The sequence below is a fragment of the Deinococcus sp. genome (assembly GCF_025362455.1).
In the GTDB taxonomy this organism is placed as follows: domain Bacteria; phylum Deinococcota; class Deinococci; order Deinococcales; family Deinococcaceae; genus Deinococcus.
On the sequence record NZ_JANYGJ010000011.1, the window covers coordinates 1 to 14,844 of the forward strand.

Here is a 14,844-nt window from a genome sequence, read left to right on the forward strand (position 1 = left end):
GTGGAAGCGTGGGGACGGGGAGTTTGCGGGCAATGCCGGTGCTGATGCAACTGCGCGAGGCGGGTTTTGCGGCGTGGCCTTTTGATGCGGCGCGGCTGGGAGCGGACGAGCCGACACCGCTGCTGGTGGAGATGTATACGCGGCTGCTGACGGGGCCGGTGGCGAAGAGCAATGGGGTGGCTCGGCGGGGTTATTTGTTGGAGAAGAAGAATACAGATGCGGCGTATGCTGGGCTGGGGCGAAGAGTGATTGCGAAGGCGTGGGCGAGTGAAGATGCTTTTGACGCGCTGGTGTGCTGCGTGGAGATGGTGAAGTGGCGGAACGAGTTTGTTAGGCTTCGCGCGACGAGCGATTCGGTGCTGCGATTGGAAGGAATCACGTGGCGCCCGGGAGTTCAGGGGGCGGAATGAAGGGACGGATTTCAAGATGAGAGCAAATGTGATTACGCTGGCCGTGATTCTAGGGGGGGTGGTGTGGCTGGTGATGCATGCCTACCTGGTGGACTGGGATGCGGTGAAGGTGGCGGGGGCGGTTGTGGCGGGCGTAGCGCTGGTGCTGCTGGTGGTGGCACGGCTGCAGTTGGGCGGGTCGTTTGCGGTCAAGGCGAAGGCGAAGAAATTGGTGACTACCGGGCTGTATTCGCGGATTCGCAATCCGATTTATGTGTTTGGTGCGATGTTGCTGGTGGGGATGTCCGTCGTGCTGGGGAACTGGGTGCTGCTGGGGCTGGTGGTGGTGTTGATGCCTCTACAGGCTTACCGGGCGCGGAAGGAAGAGGCGGTCTTGGCGGCGGCGTTTGGTGAAGAATATGTCCGGTATAAGGCTGGGACGTGGTTCTAGGCGGAATGCTTTTGGAAGGCGCGGTGCATCGTGTATTGGGTGGTGATGAGTGCGTTGTCGCGGCCGAAGAGGGGGCGCTTGTGGAGGAACTGATTGTCTTCGAATTCGAGCGGGGTGTAGTGGGCGGCGACGGTGGTGTCTTCGAAGCTGAAGTCGGAGTGGTCGATGAAGAAGAGTCCTCCGGGCTTTAGTTTGGCGTCGAGGCTGGCGATCTGCTGCTCGAATCTGGCGAAGGTAAAGTTGCCGTGTGCGATGGCGGCGGTGTGGTTGCGGTTCTCGCTGCGCTGGAAGACGGCCATGCAGAAGATGGCGTCGAGGTTGGCGAGGGTTGCGTAGTTTGGACTGCTGTTGTGGAGGAACTGGATGCAGGGGCTGCAATTCTTCTGGATGCATTGGCGGAGGCACCAACTATTGATGTCGACTCCGATGATAGTGGCGTTGGGGAGGTATTCGGCGAGGGAGAAGGCTTCTTCGCCAGTGGCGCAGCCAAAGGAGAGGATGATGGGATCGGGAGTGTTCTTGAGATGGCTCGCGCAGGCGGTGAAGAGTTCTGGGTAGCGGTCGGGCTCGGAGTAGGTGGCGCCCTGGTAGTGGGAGGCGCAGTGGAAGAGGCGGGTTAACTGCTCAGAACGGATGCGGGAGTTGAGGATGAATCGGCGCACATATCCGAGAGAGCGGAATGCGCGGGATAGCGCTCTGAGGAGTGGGTTGGGTGAGGTGGACCAGGCTTGGATTCTGGCTTTGAGGGCTTGTTCCATGGTTTCAGGCGAAGGGTGGTGGAACCCTAACCACTGAAGTATAGCGTTGGGATGGTTTGGAGGCGGCGGTGTGGAGAGTTTACATCCCACCCTTCGCGGTAAGGCTGCGAAGGATGGGGCACCCGGAGTTAGTTGGCGGGTTGGAGGAAGACGGTCGAGCTGTGCTCGATACCCCACCCTGTCGCGATGAGACCACGCCGAGGATGGGACACCCGGAATTGTTGCGGCTGGCTGATAAAATTATCGGCTATGGAATACAGGTCGGGAAGCGCGATTCGGGAAGATTTTCTGCGGTTTTTTGAGGGTAAGAAGTCGGCTGATGGGCAGGGTCATCGGCGGGTGCATTCGTCTTCGCTTGTGCCACAGAATGACCCTACGCTGCTGTTTACCAACGCGGGGATGAATCAGTTCAAGGATGTGTTCCTGGGTGCGGAGCGGCGGGACTACTCGCGGGCTGCGACTTCGCAGAAGTGCGTGCGCGCGGGTGGCAAGCATAACGATCTGGAGAACGTCGGGTTCACGCGGCGACACCATACCTTCTTTGAGATGCTGGGGAATTTTTCGTTTGGCGACTACTTCAAGCGCGAGGCGATCACCTGGGCCTGGGAGCTGCTGACCTCGCCGGACTGGCTGGCTCTGGACAGCAGCAAACTGTACGCCACCATCTACCAGGACGACGAGGAAGCTTTCGAGATCTGGACCCAGGAAGTCGGGCTGAGCGTAGACCACATCCACCGCTTCGGCGCCGACGAGAATTTCTGGCCTGCCGACGCGCCGCTCAAGGGACCGAACGGACCGTGCGGGCCGTGCAGCGAGATCTTTTATGACCGTGGACCGGAGTACGGCGACGATACCTGGGCCGATTACGCCACCACCCGCGAAAGTGCCCGCTTTCTGGAAATCTGGAACAACGTCTTTCCGCAGTATGACCGCCAGGAACCGCAGCCTGACGGCACGCCGACGCTGATAGATCTGCCGTTCAAAAACATCGACACCGGCATGGGCCTGGAGCGAATCGCCACCGTGGTGCAGGGGGTCTACGACTTCTACAGCAACGACGTGTTCGCGCCGCTGATCGCCAGAATCGCCGAGCTGTCGGGCAAGCCCTACGAGGGGCCGCAGAGCGTCTCGCACCGGGTCGTGGCCGAGCATGTCCGCTCGGTGAGCATGGTCATCGCCGACGGCGTGAGCCTGAGCAACACCGGGCGCGGCTACGTGGTTCGCAAAATTCTGCGCCGCGCCAGCCGCCACGCCTACCTGCTGGGCCTGCGCGAAGCCACGCTGTACAAACTCGTGCCGCTGGTGGTGGAGAGCATGGGCGGCGCCTACCCGGAACTGGTCGAGAATCAGAGCCGGATCGAGGCGGCGGTGAAGAGTGAGGAGGAGCGGTTCCTGAAGACGCTGGAGAGCGGGATTGAGCGTCTTAATACAACATTAGCTTCTATTATTCTATGGTCAGAGCACCCCGACGCTTCTGATTTCATCGCCACAATTTTTGGTCACAAAATTGGGGAAACCGCTGGTTGGCAAGTTGGAAAGGGGAAAGATAGGGCTAACGGAGTGTTTCTGGATGCCTCTTATTCCGCATTTCTGCCGAGTCCAGAGGGTAGCTCTATAACTAAACTGCCCGATGACCTTTCATTGAATCTCTCAGGTGAGGAGGCGTTTACCCTTTACGATACCTACGGCTTTCCTCTCGATCTGACCAAAGAAATCGCGCAGGAGTACGGCATCTCTGTAGACGAGGCAGGCTACGCCGAGAGCTTAGAACGCGCTCAGGAGCTAGCGCGGTCCGGCAGCAAGTACGGCAAGTCCGAGCTGTTCGGCGGCGAGGGCGACGTGCTGGCCGAGCTGGAGCCCACCCGCTTCGTCGGCTACGCTGAACTGGAGGCCGAGGGCACCGTGCAGGCCATCGTGCTGGGCGGCGAGAGCCTGGCGCACCTGCCACCTGGCAGCGAGGCGCAGGTCGTGCTGGACCGGACCCCGCTGTACGCCGAGGGCGGCGGCGAGGTCGGCGACACCGGCAGATTCGAGTGGACGGGTGCTGATGGACAGAGTGGTGAGGCCCGCGTGCTCGACACCACCAAGACCAAGGGCGGCGTGTTCCTGCACCGCGTCGAAGTCACCAGCGGCGAGCTGAAGGCCGGGCAGACGGTGCGGGCCTTCGTGAACCCGGAGCGCCAGGCCACCGAGCGCCACCACACCGCCACCCACCTGCTGCACGCCGCGCTGCGGGCGGTCCTCGGCGACGGCGTGCAGCAGAAGGGCTCGCTGGTCGGCCCCGAACGCCTGCGCTTCGACTTCTCGCACGGCGCAGCCCTGAGCGGCGAGGAGCTGGCCCAGGTCGAGAGCCTGGTCAACCGCTGGATCAGCGCCAACTTCGCCGTGGGCTGGCAGGAGTTGCCCATCGCTCAGGCGCGGGCGGCGGGCGCGATGGCCTTATTTGGCGAAAAATACGGCGACGTGGTGCGGATGGTGAGCGTGAACGGCGGCGTGCCGTACCACAACCAGACTGTGACCAGTACCGAACTCTGCGGCGGTGCCCACGTCGAGCGAACCGGCGACATCGGCGCCTTCGTGCTGCTGAGCGACGAGAACGTGGCCGGGGGCGTGCGGCGCGTCGAGGCGCTGACCGGCGAGCTGGCGATGAGCTGGGTACGGGGGCGGCTGAGTGCGGCTGGGCAGGCCGCCAGCAGCCTCAACGCCACGGTGGACCAGTTGCCCGAACGGGTGGCCCAGACCCAGGCGCAGCTCAAGGCGGCCCAGCAGGAAGCCGTGAACCTGCGCCGCCAGTTGACCCAGGCCCAGCTCAATCAGACACAGATGAGCGGCGGCGCCAGCAGCGGCACGCAGACCCGCGAGCTGGGCGGCTTCAAGGTCGCCACCGCCCGCCTGAGCGGTATCGAGTCCGGCGAGCTGCGCGGCGCCGCCGACAACCTGCTCGACGCAAGCGGGGCCGACATCGCCGTGATCGTGGGCGACAAAGGTCTAGTCGTCAAGGCCAGCAAGGACGCCGTGGCACGCGGCGCACACGCCGGGCAACTGATCGGCGTCCTGGCCTCGGCAGGCGGCGGCAAGGGCGGAGGCCGCCCCGACATGGCCCAGGCGGGCGTGCAGGATGCACAGGCGGCGTTGGAGGCTTTGGAGGGGGCGTTTTGAGGGCCTGCGGCCCGCTTGTGGCTTGTGGCCTGTGGGAACAGAGAATGGCCTGCTGGGTGAACGAGCTAGGTATCTCCTTGTCAAGCTTTACCGGGCGGAGCGGCCTAGCGTCGCCAGCGGCGCTGTTCAGGCCAAGAAGCGGGCAGGCGTGCCCAGGCGGAGGAGTGGCACCCTCATGGGTGTCCGTTCACGACGACAGTCCGTTCTGCCCAAGACGCGGGCAGGCGTGCCCAGGCGGACTTGCAAAGCTCCGCAGGAGAGGAGTGGCATCCTCATGGGGACGAGTGGCGTCCTCATGGGCGTCCGTTCACGAGGACAGTCCGCTTTGCCCAAGAAGCGTAAGCCCGAAATGTTAGCAAGGACATACTTAGCTCACATCGAAGCGCTCGCCCACCTTCAGGCCGCCGCCGCGCTGCCAGTCGGCGGCAGGCATCGGCTTTTTGCCTTCCGGCTGCACCGTGCCGAGCAGCACCGCGCCCTCACCGCAGGCCACCAGCAGGCCATCCTGACCAATGTTCAGCACCTCGCCGGGCGCTCCATGACCCTCGGCAGGGCGCAGCTCCGGCACTTTCAGCCGCCTGCCGTTCACGAAGGCGCTGGTCTGGGGCCAGGCGTAGACGCCCCGGTAGCGCTCATAGATCTGCGCGGCGGAGTCGGTCCATCTCACGTCGCCGTCCGATTTGCCGAGCATCGGCGCGTGGGTCGCCCCGGCGTCGGCCTGGGGAACGGGGTGCAGGTCGTCCAGCGTGTTCAGCACCTGCACGATCAGCCGGGCGGCCTGGGGTTGCAGCGCCGCTGAAAGCTCAACGCTGGTCCAGTCGGGGTGAATCTCCAGCGCTTCTTGCAGCAAGATCGCCCCCGTGTCCATACCGGGATCGGTCTGCATGATGGTGGTGCCGGTGACGCGCAGGCCACCGATCAAGGCCCACTGGATCGGCGCCGCGCCGCGCAACTGGGGCAGCAGACTGGTGTGGGTATTCAGAAAGCCGTGTCTGGGCACGCCCAGCAGCGCGGCGGGCAGAATCTTGCCGTAGGCGCAGGTGACGGCCACCTCGGCGCCGGAGCCTTGCAGCACGGCTTCAAAGTCACTGTTGCGGCGCAGTTTTTCGGGCTGAGCGAGGGGCAATCCCAGCTCGGAGGCGCGGGCAGCCAGCGGCGGCGGCGTCAGCTTGAGGCCGCGCCCGACCGGTTTGTCCGGCTGGGCGACCACCAGCACGACGTCGTGGGCGGCCAACACGGCTTCGAGCACGGGGAGCGCGAAAGCGGGCGAGCCGAAGAAGGCCACCTTACGGCGCTGTACTTGCGGGGGCAGGCTCAACCTTCCAGCTCTTTGAGGTTGGCCTTGGCCTGGCGCTGCAACGCGCTCAGATCCTTGCGGTACTCGTCGGTGACGCTGGCGGGCAGGTGATCGAGGAACAGCACGCCGTTGAGGTGGTCGATCTCGTGCTGGAAGACGCGGGCCAGGTAGTCCTCGGCCTCCACCGTGCGGGGCACGCCGTCCAGGTCGAGGTAATCGACGCGCACGGCCCGGTTGCGCTTCACGCCCTCCTCGTAGATGTTGGGAATCGACAGGCAGCCTTCGGTCTGGGTATCGTCTTTTTTCTTGTTCGTGATGGTCAGCACCGGGTTGACCATCACGAAGTCGCGCAGCACTTTGCTTCTCAGGGGCGTGTCCTGGTGCTCGCTTTCTTCCTCGTCGTCCTCATATTCGACGGCCACGAACAGGCGGGTGCTCAGGCCCACCTGGGGCGCCGCGATGCCGACGCCACGCGCCTCGAACATGGTTTCGAGCAGCGCGTTGGCGACCTGGCGCAGCCCCACCGGCTCGAAGCCCGGCACGCTGACCAGGGCGCCGATGTCGCTGACGGGATTGGCTTTGCGCCGCAGCACGGGATCGCCGTACAGGCGCAGCGGATAGACGGCAGGATGGGGGCGCAGGACTTTGGGCACAGTGGGGCTCAGTCTACCCAACCGCAGGCCCCTCGACTCAGGAGCGTGTCACCAAGCCAGCGACCCAGGGCTAAAAATACGTCTGAGACGGCAACGAACGCGCCTATGCTTCGCCCTTCCCACAAGCCACAGGCCACGAGCCACAAGCCGCCCCTCACCCTCCGTCAGCCGGGCGCTGCTAGCGTGGACGCATGAACCGCAATTCGCTGATGCTGGGCCTCGTGGCGACCAGCCTGACCCTGACCAGCTTGGCCCTGCTGGGCGGCGCACAGGCGCTGGGCTTCAAAAGTAAGGCCTATCCGTACACCCTCAACGTGCCCGACGACTGGCAAAGCCGCTCGGTGCCCAACGTGGACGTGGCCTTCGCGGCGCCCGCTGCCTCCGGCCAGGTGCCGATCAGCTTCAATGTGGCGGTCAAACCCCTGCCACCCGCGCTGAAGGTCACGCCCGACGACCTGCTGGCGCTGATGCTCAAACAGGGCGCCGAGGCCATCAAAGACTTCAAACAGGTCAGCGTCACCGGAGTGAGGGTCGGCGGCCTGCCGGGCGTGGAGCTGAGCTTTACCGGCACCGAGCAGGTCAGTACCGGGCAAGTCAGTACCGGGCAGGGTAAGGCTGCCCAGACCGCACCTCTACAGAGCGTGCCGATGCAGTGGGTCCAGCGCATCATCATTCAAAACAACCTGGCGTATATCCTGACGTATGGGGCCACCCAGAGCGCCTTCGCCACCAATCCCAGGCTGGCCCGGCAGGTGCTGGACAACTTCCGGCTGACAGGCAAATAGTTCAGGCCGGTTTACCGCTGGCTCACTCAGGACGACCGGCTGAGTTCTAGCCTAGAATGGCAATGTACACACAGTTCACTTTCCTGAGGAGGAACGACATGGCATTTGATTTGAACAACCTGAGCAGCATCTTCGGCGGCGGCGCCCAGCAGGGCCAGGACATGCACCAGCGCATGGCGCAGGCTGGCGACCCCCGCGACACCGACGGCGACGGCGTGGTCAGCCCGCAGGAGGCCGCCGCCTACGTCCAGGCGTATCTCCAGCAGGCCAGCCCCCAGGAGCGCAGCAAGGTGCTGGGCGGCTACTTTCAGAACATGAACCCGGACCAGCGCCAGCAGATCGGCAACGCCATCGTGCAAGACCAGAGCAACCCGGTGCAGAGCATCGACTACAACGATCCCCAGGGGCTGAGCAACGCCTACAGCCAGGCGGCCCAGGCGCCGGTCCAGAACGGCAAGAGCCCGCTGGAAAGCATCTTCTCGCAGGGCGGGGCACTCGGCAGCCCGCTGGTCAAGGCCGGACTGGTGGGCCTGGCCGGAATCATCGGCAGCTCGCTGCTGCGCCGCTAAATCTCAGCTCACACGGCTGCCCCATACGGCTTCATCACACCTGGGCTTTTCCACATTTTCCTGAGCCGCTTCCTCTAGACTGCCGACGTGCCGCTCGCGTTCCTGACCCGTATCGCCCAGACGCCCGCTCCCACCTTCCAGGAAGAGGAGCGGGCGCAGCTTGTCGAGCGGCTATGGCACGGCCTGGGCCACCAACCTGAGCGCGACGCGGCAGGCAACGTGCTGCTGCGCCTGGGGCCGCCGCAGGGCAAGGCGCTGCTGCTGACCGCCCACCTCGACACGGTGTTTAGCGAGGGCACCGACGTGCGCGTGCGCGAGGAATCCGGGCGGCTGGTCGGCCCCGGCATCGGTGACAATTCGTCGAGCCTGGCGGTGCTCAGCGCTTTTTTGCGCGATCTGGACACCCAGACCCTGCGCCGCCCACTGTGGCTGGCCGCCAACGTCGGCGAGGAGGGCCTGGGCGATTTGCGCGGCGCCAAGGCCCTGCTCTCGGCGCATGCCAAGGGGCTCTCGGCCTTCGTGGCGGTGGACGGCTACCTGGGCGTGGCGGTGACCAAGGCGGTGGGCGTGCGGCGCTACCGGGTGGTCTTCACGACCCAGGGCGGCCACTCCTGGGGCGACCAAGCACCCAGCGCCCTGCACGCGCTGGGGCTGGCCATCACGGCGCTGTACGCCCTGCCGCTGCCGCACAGCCCGCGCACGACGCTGAACGTGGGCGTGGCTTCGGGCGGCACCAGCGTCAACAGCATCGCCGGGCACGCCGAGTTGCTGCTCGATCTGCGCTCGCTCGACCCCGGCCTGCTGACCGATCTGGACGCCAAGGCCCAGTACGCCGTGCAGGGCGCCGCCCGCCAGGCCGGAGTGCATGTCAGGCTCGAAAAGGTCGGGGACCGCCCCGGCGGCGATTTGCGCTCGGATAATCTGCTGCGGCTGGCCCGTCAGGCGGCTGGGCCGGTGGGCATCGACATCAAGACTGCCGCCAGCAGCACCGACGCCAACGCCGCCGCGCCGCACGGTGTGCCGTCACTGGCCCTGGGCGTTTACCGGGGCGGCAACGCCCACCGCGAGGACGAGTGGGTCCAGCCCAGTAGCCTGAACGTCGGGCTGGGCGTATTGCAGCGCTTCGTGCGCGGGTATATGCAGGAGTAGGGCTTGTTGAATGAGAGCATGAGCTGCGCTCACTCCCCTCACCCCGCTGCTGTGCAGCGCCCCTCTCCCACAGGGGTAGAGGGGTCAACGACACGCGCCCAGTAAGCGTTTTTGACTGGAGTAGACCACTACCTTCCAGTGAGGTCAGTTATGGGCAGATGCGGCGCACGGGCGCCCTACGTGACCTACACGATGTGGAGAACGCGGGGAGAAATAGTGCGTCTGGGACGGATGGGAAATACCATCCATAGCGGAGCGACAGACCCCCTCGCCCCATTGGGGCGGGGGCTGGGGGGTGGGGGGTGGGGGAGCCGACGCATTGGCGCAGTGCTAAAGCCCCACCAACGCAACAATCCAGCCACCGACCCATCCAGCCCAGAGACGTGACCCAACCGCCGACAATACGTCCAGCAGCCAGCAACGCCGCCTCCCCGCCCACTCACAACGCACGCTGAACACCACCCGACCCCGGCAGCCCCGGCGATGGCCTAAGCTGCACGGCAGATGCCCTGGCTCAACGCCTTTTTTCTGCTGCTGCTCGCGGTTCTCGTCGGCTGGGTGCCGGTGCTGGGACCGCTGGTTCTGGGCTTCTTCGCGGCGCGTTCGGAGCGGGGGCCGCGTGCCCTGCTGGTGATGCTGCCCGGCCTGATCGTCATCGGCGTCGGCTGGGCGGCGCTGCGTTCACTGGCCGGAGTGGTCGAGCGCAGTGGCCTGGCGGGCTGGCTGTGGACTGCTGTGGCCTGGTTCCTGAGCCCGCTCAGCAGCGCCCTGGGACGGTCCCTGAGTCAGCTTATCGGGGACAGCAGCGTCCAGACGGTGCTGTTAATGATCCTGGCGCCGCTGGTCGTGGGCCTGGTCGCGGGGGCGATCAGCGGGCGGCGCTGATACCGACTACTCCAGCAGCCCGCCTTCCTCCAGCACGACGCGCAACTCGGCGTCACCTTTGCGAATCACGGTCTGGACGGTGCGAAAGGCGCCTATGACCTTCAGCGGGCCGGACAGTTCGCGGCGCACGGCTTCAGGGAGGGCAAAACTGCCGGTGTCGGGCGCCGTGCAGATAACGTTACGGGCACGCTCGCCCTCGCCCTGGCGCAGCAACACCTTGACCTGTGCCGCCGTAACGCGGCTCGCCCCGGACCAGCGCAGCACCTGACTTGGCGTCACCGGCCCAGTCGTCTGCCAGACGAACAGCGGCGCCTGGGGCACGGGGACACTCAGCGCGGGAAATCCGAAATCACCGCTCTGGCCTGGCACCTTCAGCACGGCGCCGCCTGGCAGTGGCCCGGCCACGCCGCCGACGCGCCGCAGCAGCTCGCTGGGACCGCCTTCCAGTTGGTAGCCCGGCCCGCTGGGGTCCAGAGTCAGCACCGTCCGGGCGCCGTCCAGCACGCTCAGGCTCGCTCCGGCGCTGATCGGCGCCTCCTGGCCCTGCATCCCGGCCTCCTGGCCGAACGCCTCGGCGTCGATTTCGGGGCTGACGAGCGGCCCCGACGAGAGTTCACACTGTCCCAGCGCTGGTTTAGCTGCGCCTGGCGCCACGCGCCCGAAGGCGGCCCGCCCGGTCACAAACGCCTGAGTGCCGACCTCACCCCGCCAGAAGACGACCTCCCCGTAGCGGGTTGGAGTCGTCCCAGCCGCCAGCGCCAGCGGTGAGAGAAGCATCCAGCTCACTATTTTCTTGAGTACGGCGTTCTGAAAGTTGTGCAGGTAAGCTGGCCCCGTTGCCCCCTCTCCCCGCTGCTTTGCACCGACCCTCTCCCGCAGGGGGCGGGGGTAATAGAACGTCCACAACGCTGTACTGAGCTTCACGGGCGCCATCTTAGAGCAGTACTCCGAATTACGCCACGGGGAAAACAGCCTCCCCGCGCCTCCATTCTGCGCCTTGCTCAGTTAAAACTACTCGCTCCGCTCGGTCATAAAATAGGGTCTTTTTATGACATCTGCTCTAGGGGGAAGCAGTGAGTGCGAACTGGGCTCTGATCTTTTCTTACAAGCCACGCGCTACAAACCACACGCCACGCGCCACAAGCCGCCCTCAAGTCAAAAACAGCCGGTACGCGGCATTCTCGCTCATGTCATACGCCGGATACCCCAGGCGCTGCACCGAGGCCAGGAACTCCGGCATCTCGGCGTCGGGCACCTGGAGTCCGGCCAGCACGCGGCCATGGGCGCTGCCGTGGTTGCGGTAGTGAAACAGGCTGATGTTCCAATCAGGCTGGAGCTGCGTCAGGAAGGCCAGCAGGGCGCCGGGGCGTTCGGGGAAATCGAAGGAGTAGACCCGCTCGTGCTCGGCTTCGGGGGCGCGGCCACCGACCATGTGGCGGATGTGGACCTTGGCCAGCTCGTCCTCTGTCAAATCGGTGACGGGGTAGCCGCCCGCCTCAAGCTGGGCGATCAGGGCCGGGCGCTGGGCCGGGCTGCCGAGCTGCACGCCCACGAAGATGCGGGCCTGGGTGCGCGGCGCGTAGCGGTAATTGAATTCGGTGATCTGGAGGCCGCCCAGCGCGGTGCAAAACGCCTTGAAGGCGCCGGGGCGTTCGGGAATGGTGACAGCCAGCACGGCCTCGCGCTGTTCACCAATCTCGGCCCGCTCGGCGACGTGGCGCAGGCGGTCGAAATTCATGTTGGCGCCGCAGGTCAGGGCCACCAGCGTCTGCCCTTGCAGGTTGTGCGCTCTGGCATATTTCTTGAGTCCGGCCACGGCCAGCGCCCCGGCGGGCTCCATGATGGCGCGGGCGTCGTCGAAGATGTCCTTGATGGCCGCGCAGACCTCATCGGTGCTGACCGTCACCCAGTCGTCGACGAACTCGCTCGCCAGCTTGAAGGTGTGCTCGCCCACCTGCTTGACCGCCACCCCGTCCACGAACAGGCCCACCGTGTCGAGGCGGACGCGCTGCCCGGCCCGCACGCTGCGGGTCATGGCGTCGGAGTCGTCGGGCTCCACGCCAATAATCCGGACATTCGGGCGCAGGGCCTTGAGGAAGGCCGCCACGCCCGCGATGAGGCCGCCGCCGCCCACCGGCACGAAGACGGTGTAGTCGTCGCTGGAGAGTTGCGAGAGCAGTTCCGCGCCCACCGTGCCCTGCCCGGCGATCACGTCGGGGTCGTCGTAGGGATGCACGAAGGTCATGCCGCGCTCCAGTTGAAGCGAGTAGGCGTGGGCCTCGGCGTCGCTGAACGAATCGCCGAACAGCACGACCTCGGCGCCGCGTTCCCGGCAGGCCCGGACCTTGATTTCGGGGGTGGTCGCGGGCATCACGATCAAGGCGTGCAGGCCCAGCTTCTGGGCGCTGAAGGCCACGCCCTGCGCGTGGTTGCCCGCCGAGGCGGTGATGACGCCGCGTGAGCGCTGCGACTCGCTCAGGCCCGCCATCTTGTTGTAGGCGCCGCGCAGCTTGAAGGAGAACACCGGCTGCTGGTCCTCGCGCTTGAGCAGCACGCGGTTGCCCAGGCGTTTTGAAAGCTGCGGCGCGTCCTGAAGGGCGGTTTTGATGGCCACGTCGTACACGCGGCTGGTCAGCACCCGGCGCACCAGGTCCATGCCGGAAGGGGTCTGGACGGTGGCGGTCTGGGATTCGGTCAGGGCGGGTTCGGTCATGGGGCGTCTCCTTGGAGTCCTTGGAGGCAACGAAAAAGCCCCCCGGCACGGTGGCGGGGGGTCTCAGGGCGAAGTCCAGCAGTCAGCCCCGCCCTCACCCGGAAGCTGGAATAATTCGCGCCGTCATGCCAGCAGTGTAGCGCACGGGCGGGTTTGAAAGCCGTCTCACTGTCCGGCAGCTCACTATCCGGCGCCTCACTATCCGGCACTGAGACTGGCCTGGGCGTGCAGGGCGGCCCGGTAGGCGCCCAGGCAGGCTTGCAACTCCGGCAGCTCCAGGGTCTGCGTGCGCAGCGCGACTTCCTCCCAGCGCTGCCGCTGAGCCGCCAGGTCCGCCGGGCTGATCGCCAGGGCGCTTTCGCTCAGTTCCTCGATGCGCCCCAGGCTCAGCTCGCGAACCGGCACGGCGTAGAGGTCGGCCAGCGCCATATTGACCAGGTTGCGCTGACGGTCCGCCGCTTCGAGCTGGGCGTAGCCGAAGCGGATCAGCTCGGCCAGGGCACGTTTGTCGCCCGCGTGGTGCGGGGCGGCGGCGAGGGCGGCGTCCAGCAGGTCTTCCAGGGCGTCGCTGACATCGCTCTGCACGGCGCCGCGCTGAATCAGCCGCTCCAGGGCGTCGGACTGCTGAAACCCGGCGGCGCCGACGTGGGCGCGGGCCCGATTGGCGCTGTGGCGCAGGGCGTCGCGCTCAGGATTGCGCTCGTAAGGGATCGGCAGGGTCACGCCACGCACGCTATCACCGCTCAGCGCTCCCCGGTAAATAAGTATGTCCTTGCTAACGTTTCGGGCTTCCGCTTCTTGGGCACAGCGGCACCTACCGGGCCTCGCCGCCTGCCCGCAAACAGCGCTCCATCCCTCTCCTTCGGAGCTCTGCGAGTCCACTCCCGCCAGCGGGCAGGCGTCTGCTGGGCGTCCGTTCTGCCCAAGAACGCGCCTGGGCACGCCACTCCTCCCGCTCGGTAAACCCAAAGCTTTACAAGAAGATACTTAGCTGGCGGGTGATGACTGCGGAAGCCCGAAACGTGAGCAGGGGCATACTGAGCCACTTATCAGCTCCCCGGATCAGGCGCGGCGAGGGCCAGTGCTTCACCTACACGCCCCGCTCGCTCAGCCAGGCGGCGAGGTCCGGGCACTCCTGGGCCGCACGGGTTTTGATGGCCTGGCCGAAGTCGTCCGGGGCGCTGATCCCGTAGCGCTCCAGGCAGGCGGCGCGAAAGGCCAGGGTCATGTCGCCTTGATGCAGACCACCCGCTGACTGCGCCTCAGCCAGCACCTCCGGATCGCCGTCTGCGTCCTCCAGCGTCTGTGTAAAGCACCTGCTATTGCCGCGCCTCGATCACTTCGTCCTCGAAAATGATGCGCGAGATGTTGGCCAGCAGCTCGGCATACGAATCGAAGACCCGCACCGGCAGGGTTTCGACGAATCCGGCGCCGCCCAGCCGCCAGTCGTGAAGGAGGTTGCGCATGTTGAGTTCGTAGATGCTGTGGTCGTCAGGGTTGCGCAGGTTAATCACCAGCAGGCTGGGGCCGTGATGCTCGCGGGCAATGGCGCAGTAGCGGTAGCGCGGCGTGCTCAGCAACTCTTCCTCGTCGGCGATGTAAAACGCTTGGCCCAGCCCCTCATAGACGACCTGGGGCGTGCGCTGGTAGCGGTGCATGCTGCGGCCCCGCGCCGTGCTGTAGCCGTGCAGCATGAACCGCGAGCGCCGGAAGGCCCCAAAGCCGTTGAAGATGGCTTTCAGATCGATCAGCCACCGGGGCAACTCTACCTCGCGCCCGGTCATGGCGCGGCGCAGATCATGGGCCGAGGTCACGATGTAGTCCAGATCGGGGAAATGAATCAGGAAGCGGTGCAGATCGGTTTTGTCCTCGTCGCTCAGCCGGGAGCGCTCGACCCGCTCGGCGATGAGCTGCTGCGGCTGAATCTGTCCGGCCAGGCGCAGTTCCAGCAGCCGGTAATCCGAGGGGCGACCTTCGGGCAATCCGAGGGCGAGGTTATCCGGTAGTGGCTGGTCGGGCATCGGTACAACCTCCAG

The 14,844-nt window shown here is 65.7% G+C and carries 15 protein-coding genes; 7 read left to right on the forward strand and 8 right to left on the reverse strand.

The window, feature by feature from the left end; all coding sequences use genetic code 11:
- Together Q0R23_RS00765 and Q0R23_RS00770 are read left to right on the forward strand one after the other, a co-directional pair.
- The coding region (locus tag Q0R23_RS00765; RefSeq protein ID WP_293909265.1) for a hypothetical protein at positions 1-410 on the forward strand (410 nt) is incomplete at its 5' end.
- Positions 411-438: 28 nt separating this feature from the next.
- Entirely contained in the window at positions 439-840 is a 402-nt protein-coding gene (locus Q0R23_RS00770; protein WP_293909267.1) for a methyltransferase, read from the forward strand.
- On the opposite strand, the gene Q0R23_RS00775 is transcribed toward Q0R23_RS00770, so the two are convergent.
- A complete protein-coding gene (locus Q0R23_RS00775) occupies positions 837-1,598 on the reverse strand; it encodes a class I SAM-dependent methyltransferase (protein ID WP_293909269.1) in 762 nt (253 codons plus the stop codon). The genes Q0R23_RS00770 and Q0R23_RS00775 overlap by 4 nt on opposite strands.
- Positions 1,599-1,847: 249 nt before the next feature.
- On the opposite strand from Q0R23_RS00775, the gene Q0R23_RS00780 reads away from it, so the two are divergent.
- Positions 1,848-4,757 (forward strand): alanine--tRNA ligase, encoded by a 2,910-nt coding sequence (locus Q0R23_RS00780; RefSeq protein ID WP_293909271.1) that lies wholly within the window; start codon positions 1,848-1,850, stop codon positions 4,755-4,757.
- A gap of 367 nt (positions 4,758-5,124) precedes the next feature.
- Here the strand turns inward: Q0R23_RS00780 and fmt are convergent, their stop codons facing one another.
- Positions 5,125-6,075: a methionyl-tRNA formyltransferase gene (gene fmt / locus Q0R23_RS00785; protein WP_293909274.1), complete on the reverse strand. Its 951-nt coding sequence runs from the start codon at positions 6,073-6,075 to the stop codon at positions 5,125-5,127.
- Entirely contained in the window at positions 6,072-6,707 is a 636-nt protein-coding gene (def, locus tag Q0R23_RS00790; protein ID WP_293909276.1) for a peptide deformylase, read from the reverse strand. The genes fmt and def overlap by 4 nt, the downstream gene beginning before the upstream one ends.
- A gap of 191 nt (positions 6,708-6,898) precedes the next feature.
- On the opposite strand from def, the gene Q0R23_RS00795 reads away from it, so the two are divergent.
- From Q0R23_RS00795 to Q0R23_RS00810, 4 genes are all read left to right on the forward strand, one after another.
- On the forward strand, positions 6,899-7,492 hold the full coding sequence (locus Q0R23_RS00795; RefSeq protein ID WP_293909278.1) for a hypothetical protein: 594 nt from the start codon (positions 6,899-6,901) through the stop codon (positions 7,490-7,492).
- Between the two features lie 98 nt (positions 7,493-7,590).
- A complete protein-coding gene (locus Q0R23_RS00800; protein WP_293909280.1) occupies positions 7,591-8,061 on the forward strand; it encodes a hypothetical protein in 471 nt (156 codons plus the stop codon).
- Positions 8,062-8,148: 87 nt separating this feature from the next.
- Positions 8,149-9,210 carry a M20/M25/M40 family metallo-hydrolase gene (locus tag Q0R23_RS00805; protein ID WP_293909283.1) on the forward strand — a complete coding sequence of 354 codons (1,062 nt, stop codon included), beginning with the start codon at positions 8,149-8,151 and terminating at the stop codon, positions 9,208-9,210.
- Between the two features lie 504 nt (positions 9,211-9,714).
- Positions 9,715-10,095: a hypothetical protein gene (locus Q0R23_RS00810; protein WP_293909285.1), complete on the forward strand. Its 381-nt coding sequence runs from the start codon at positions 9,715-9,717 to the stop codon at positions 10,093-10,095.
- A gap of 6 nt (positions 10,096-10,101) precedes the next feature.
- Here the strand turns inward: Q0R23_RS00810 and Q0R23_RS00815 are convergent, their stop codons facing one another.
- The 5 genes from Q0R23_RS00815 to Q0R23_RS00835 all read right to left on the reverse strand — a co-directional run bounded on the left by Q0R23_RS00815 (position 10,102) and on the right by Q0R23_RS00835 (position 14,829).
- Positions 10,102-10,872, reverse strand: a complete 771-nt coding sequence (locus Q0R23_RS00815) for a hypothetical protein (protein WP_293909287.1) — start codon at positions 10,870-10,872, stop codon at positions 10,102-10,104.
- A 373-nt stretch (positions 10,873-11,245) separates the two neighbouring features.
- Positions 11,246-12,808, reverse strand: a complete 1,563-nt coding sequence (ilvA, locus tag Q0R23_RS00820; RefSeq protein WP_293909288.1) for a threonine ammonia-lyase, biosynthetic — start codon at positions 12,806-12,808, stop codon at positions 11,246-11,248.
- A 198-nt stretch (positions 12,809-13,006) separates the two neighbouring features.
- Positions 13,007-13,531 carry a hypothetical protein gene (locus Q0R23_RS00825; RefSeq protein ID WP_293909290.1) on the reverse strand — a complete coding sequence of 175 codons (525 nt, stop codon included), beginning with the start codon at positions 13,529-13,531 and terminating at the stop codon, positions 13,007-13,009.
- Between the two features lie 367 nt (positions 13,532-13,898).
- On the reverse strand, positions 13,899-14,036 hold the full coding sequence (locus Q0R23_RS00830) for a hypothetical protein (protein ID WP_293909293.1): 138 nt from the start codon (positions 14,034-14,036) through the stop codon (positions 13,899-13,901).
- Positions 14,037-14,127: 91 nt separating this feature from the next.
- Positions 14,128-14,829 carry a hypothetical protein gene (locus Q0R23_RS00835; RefSeq protein ID WP_293909296.1) on the reverse strand — a complete coding sequence of 234 codons (702 nt, stop codon included), beginning with the start codon at positions 14,827-14,829 and terminating at the stop codon, positions 14,128-14,130.
- Positions 14,830-14,844: the final 15 nt, after the last annotated feature.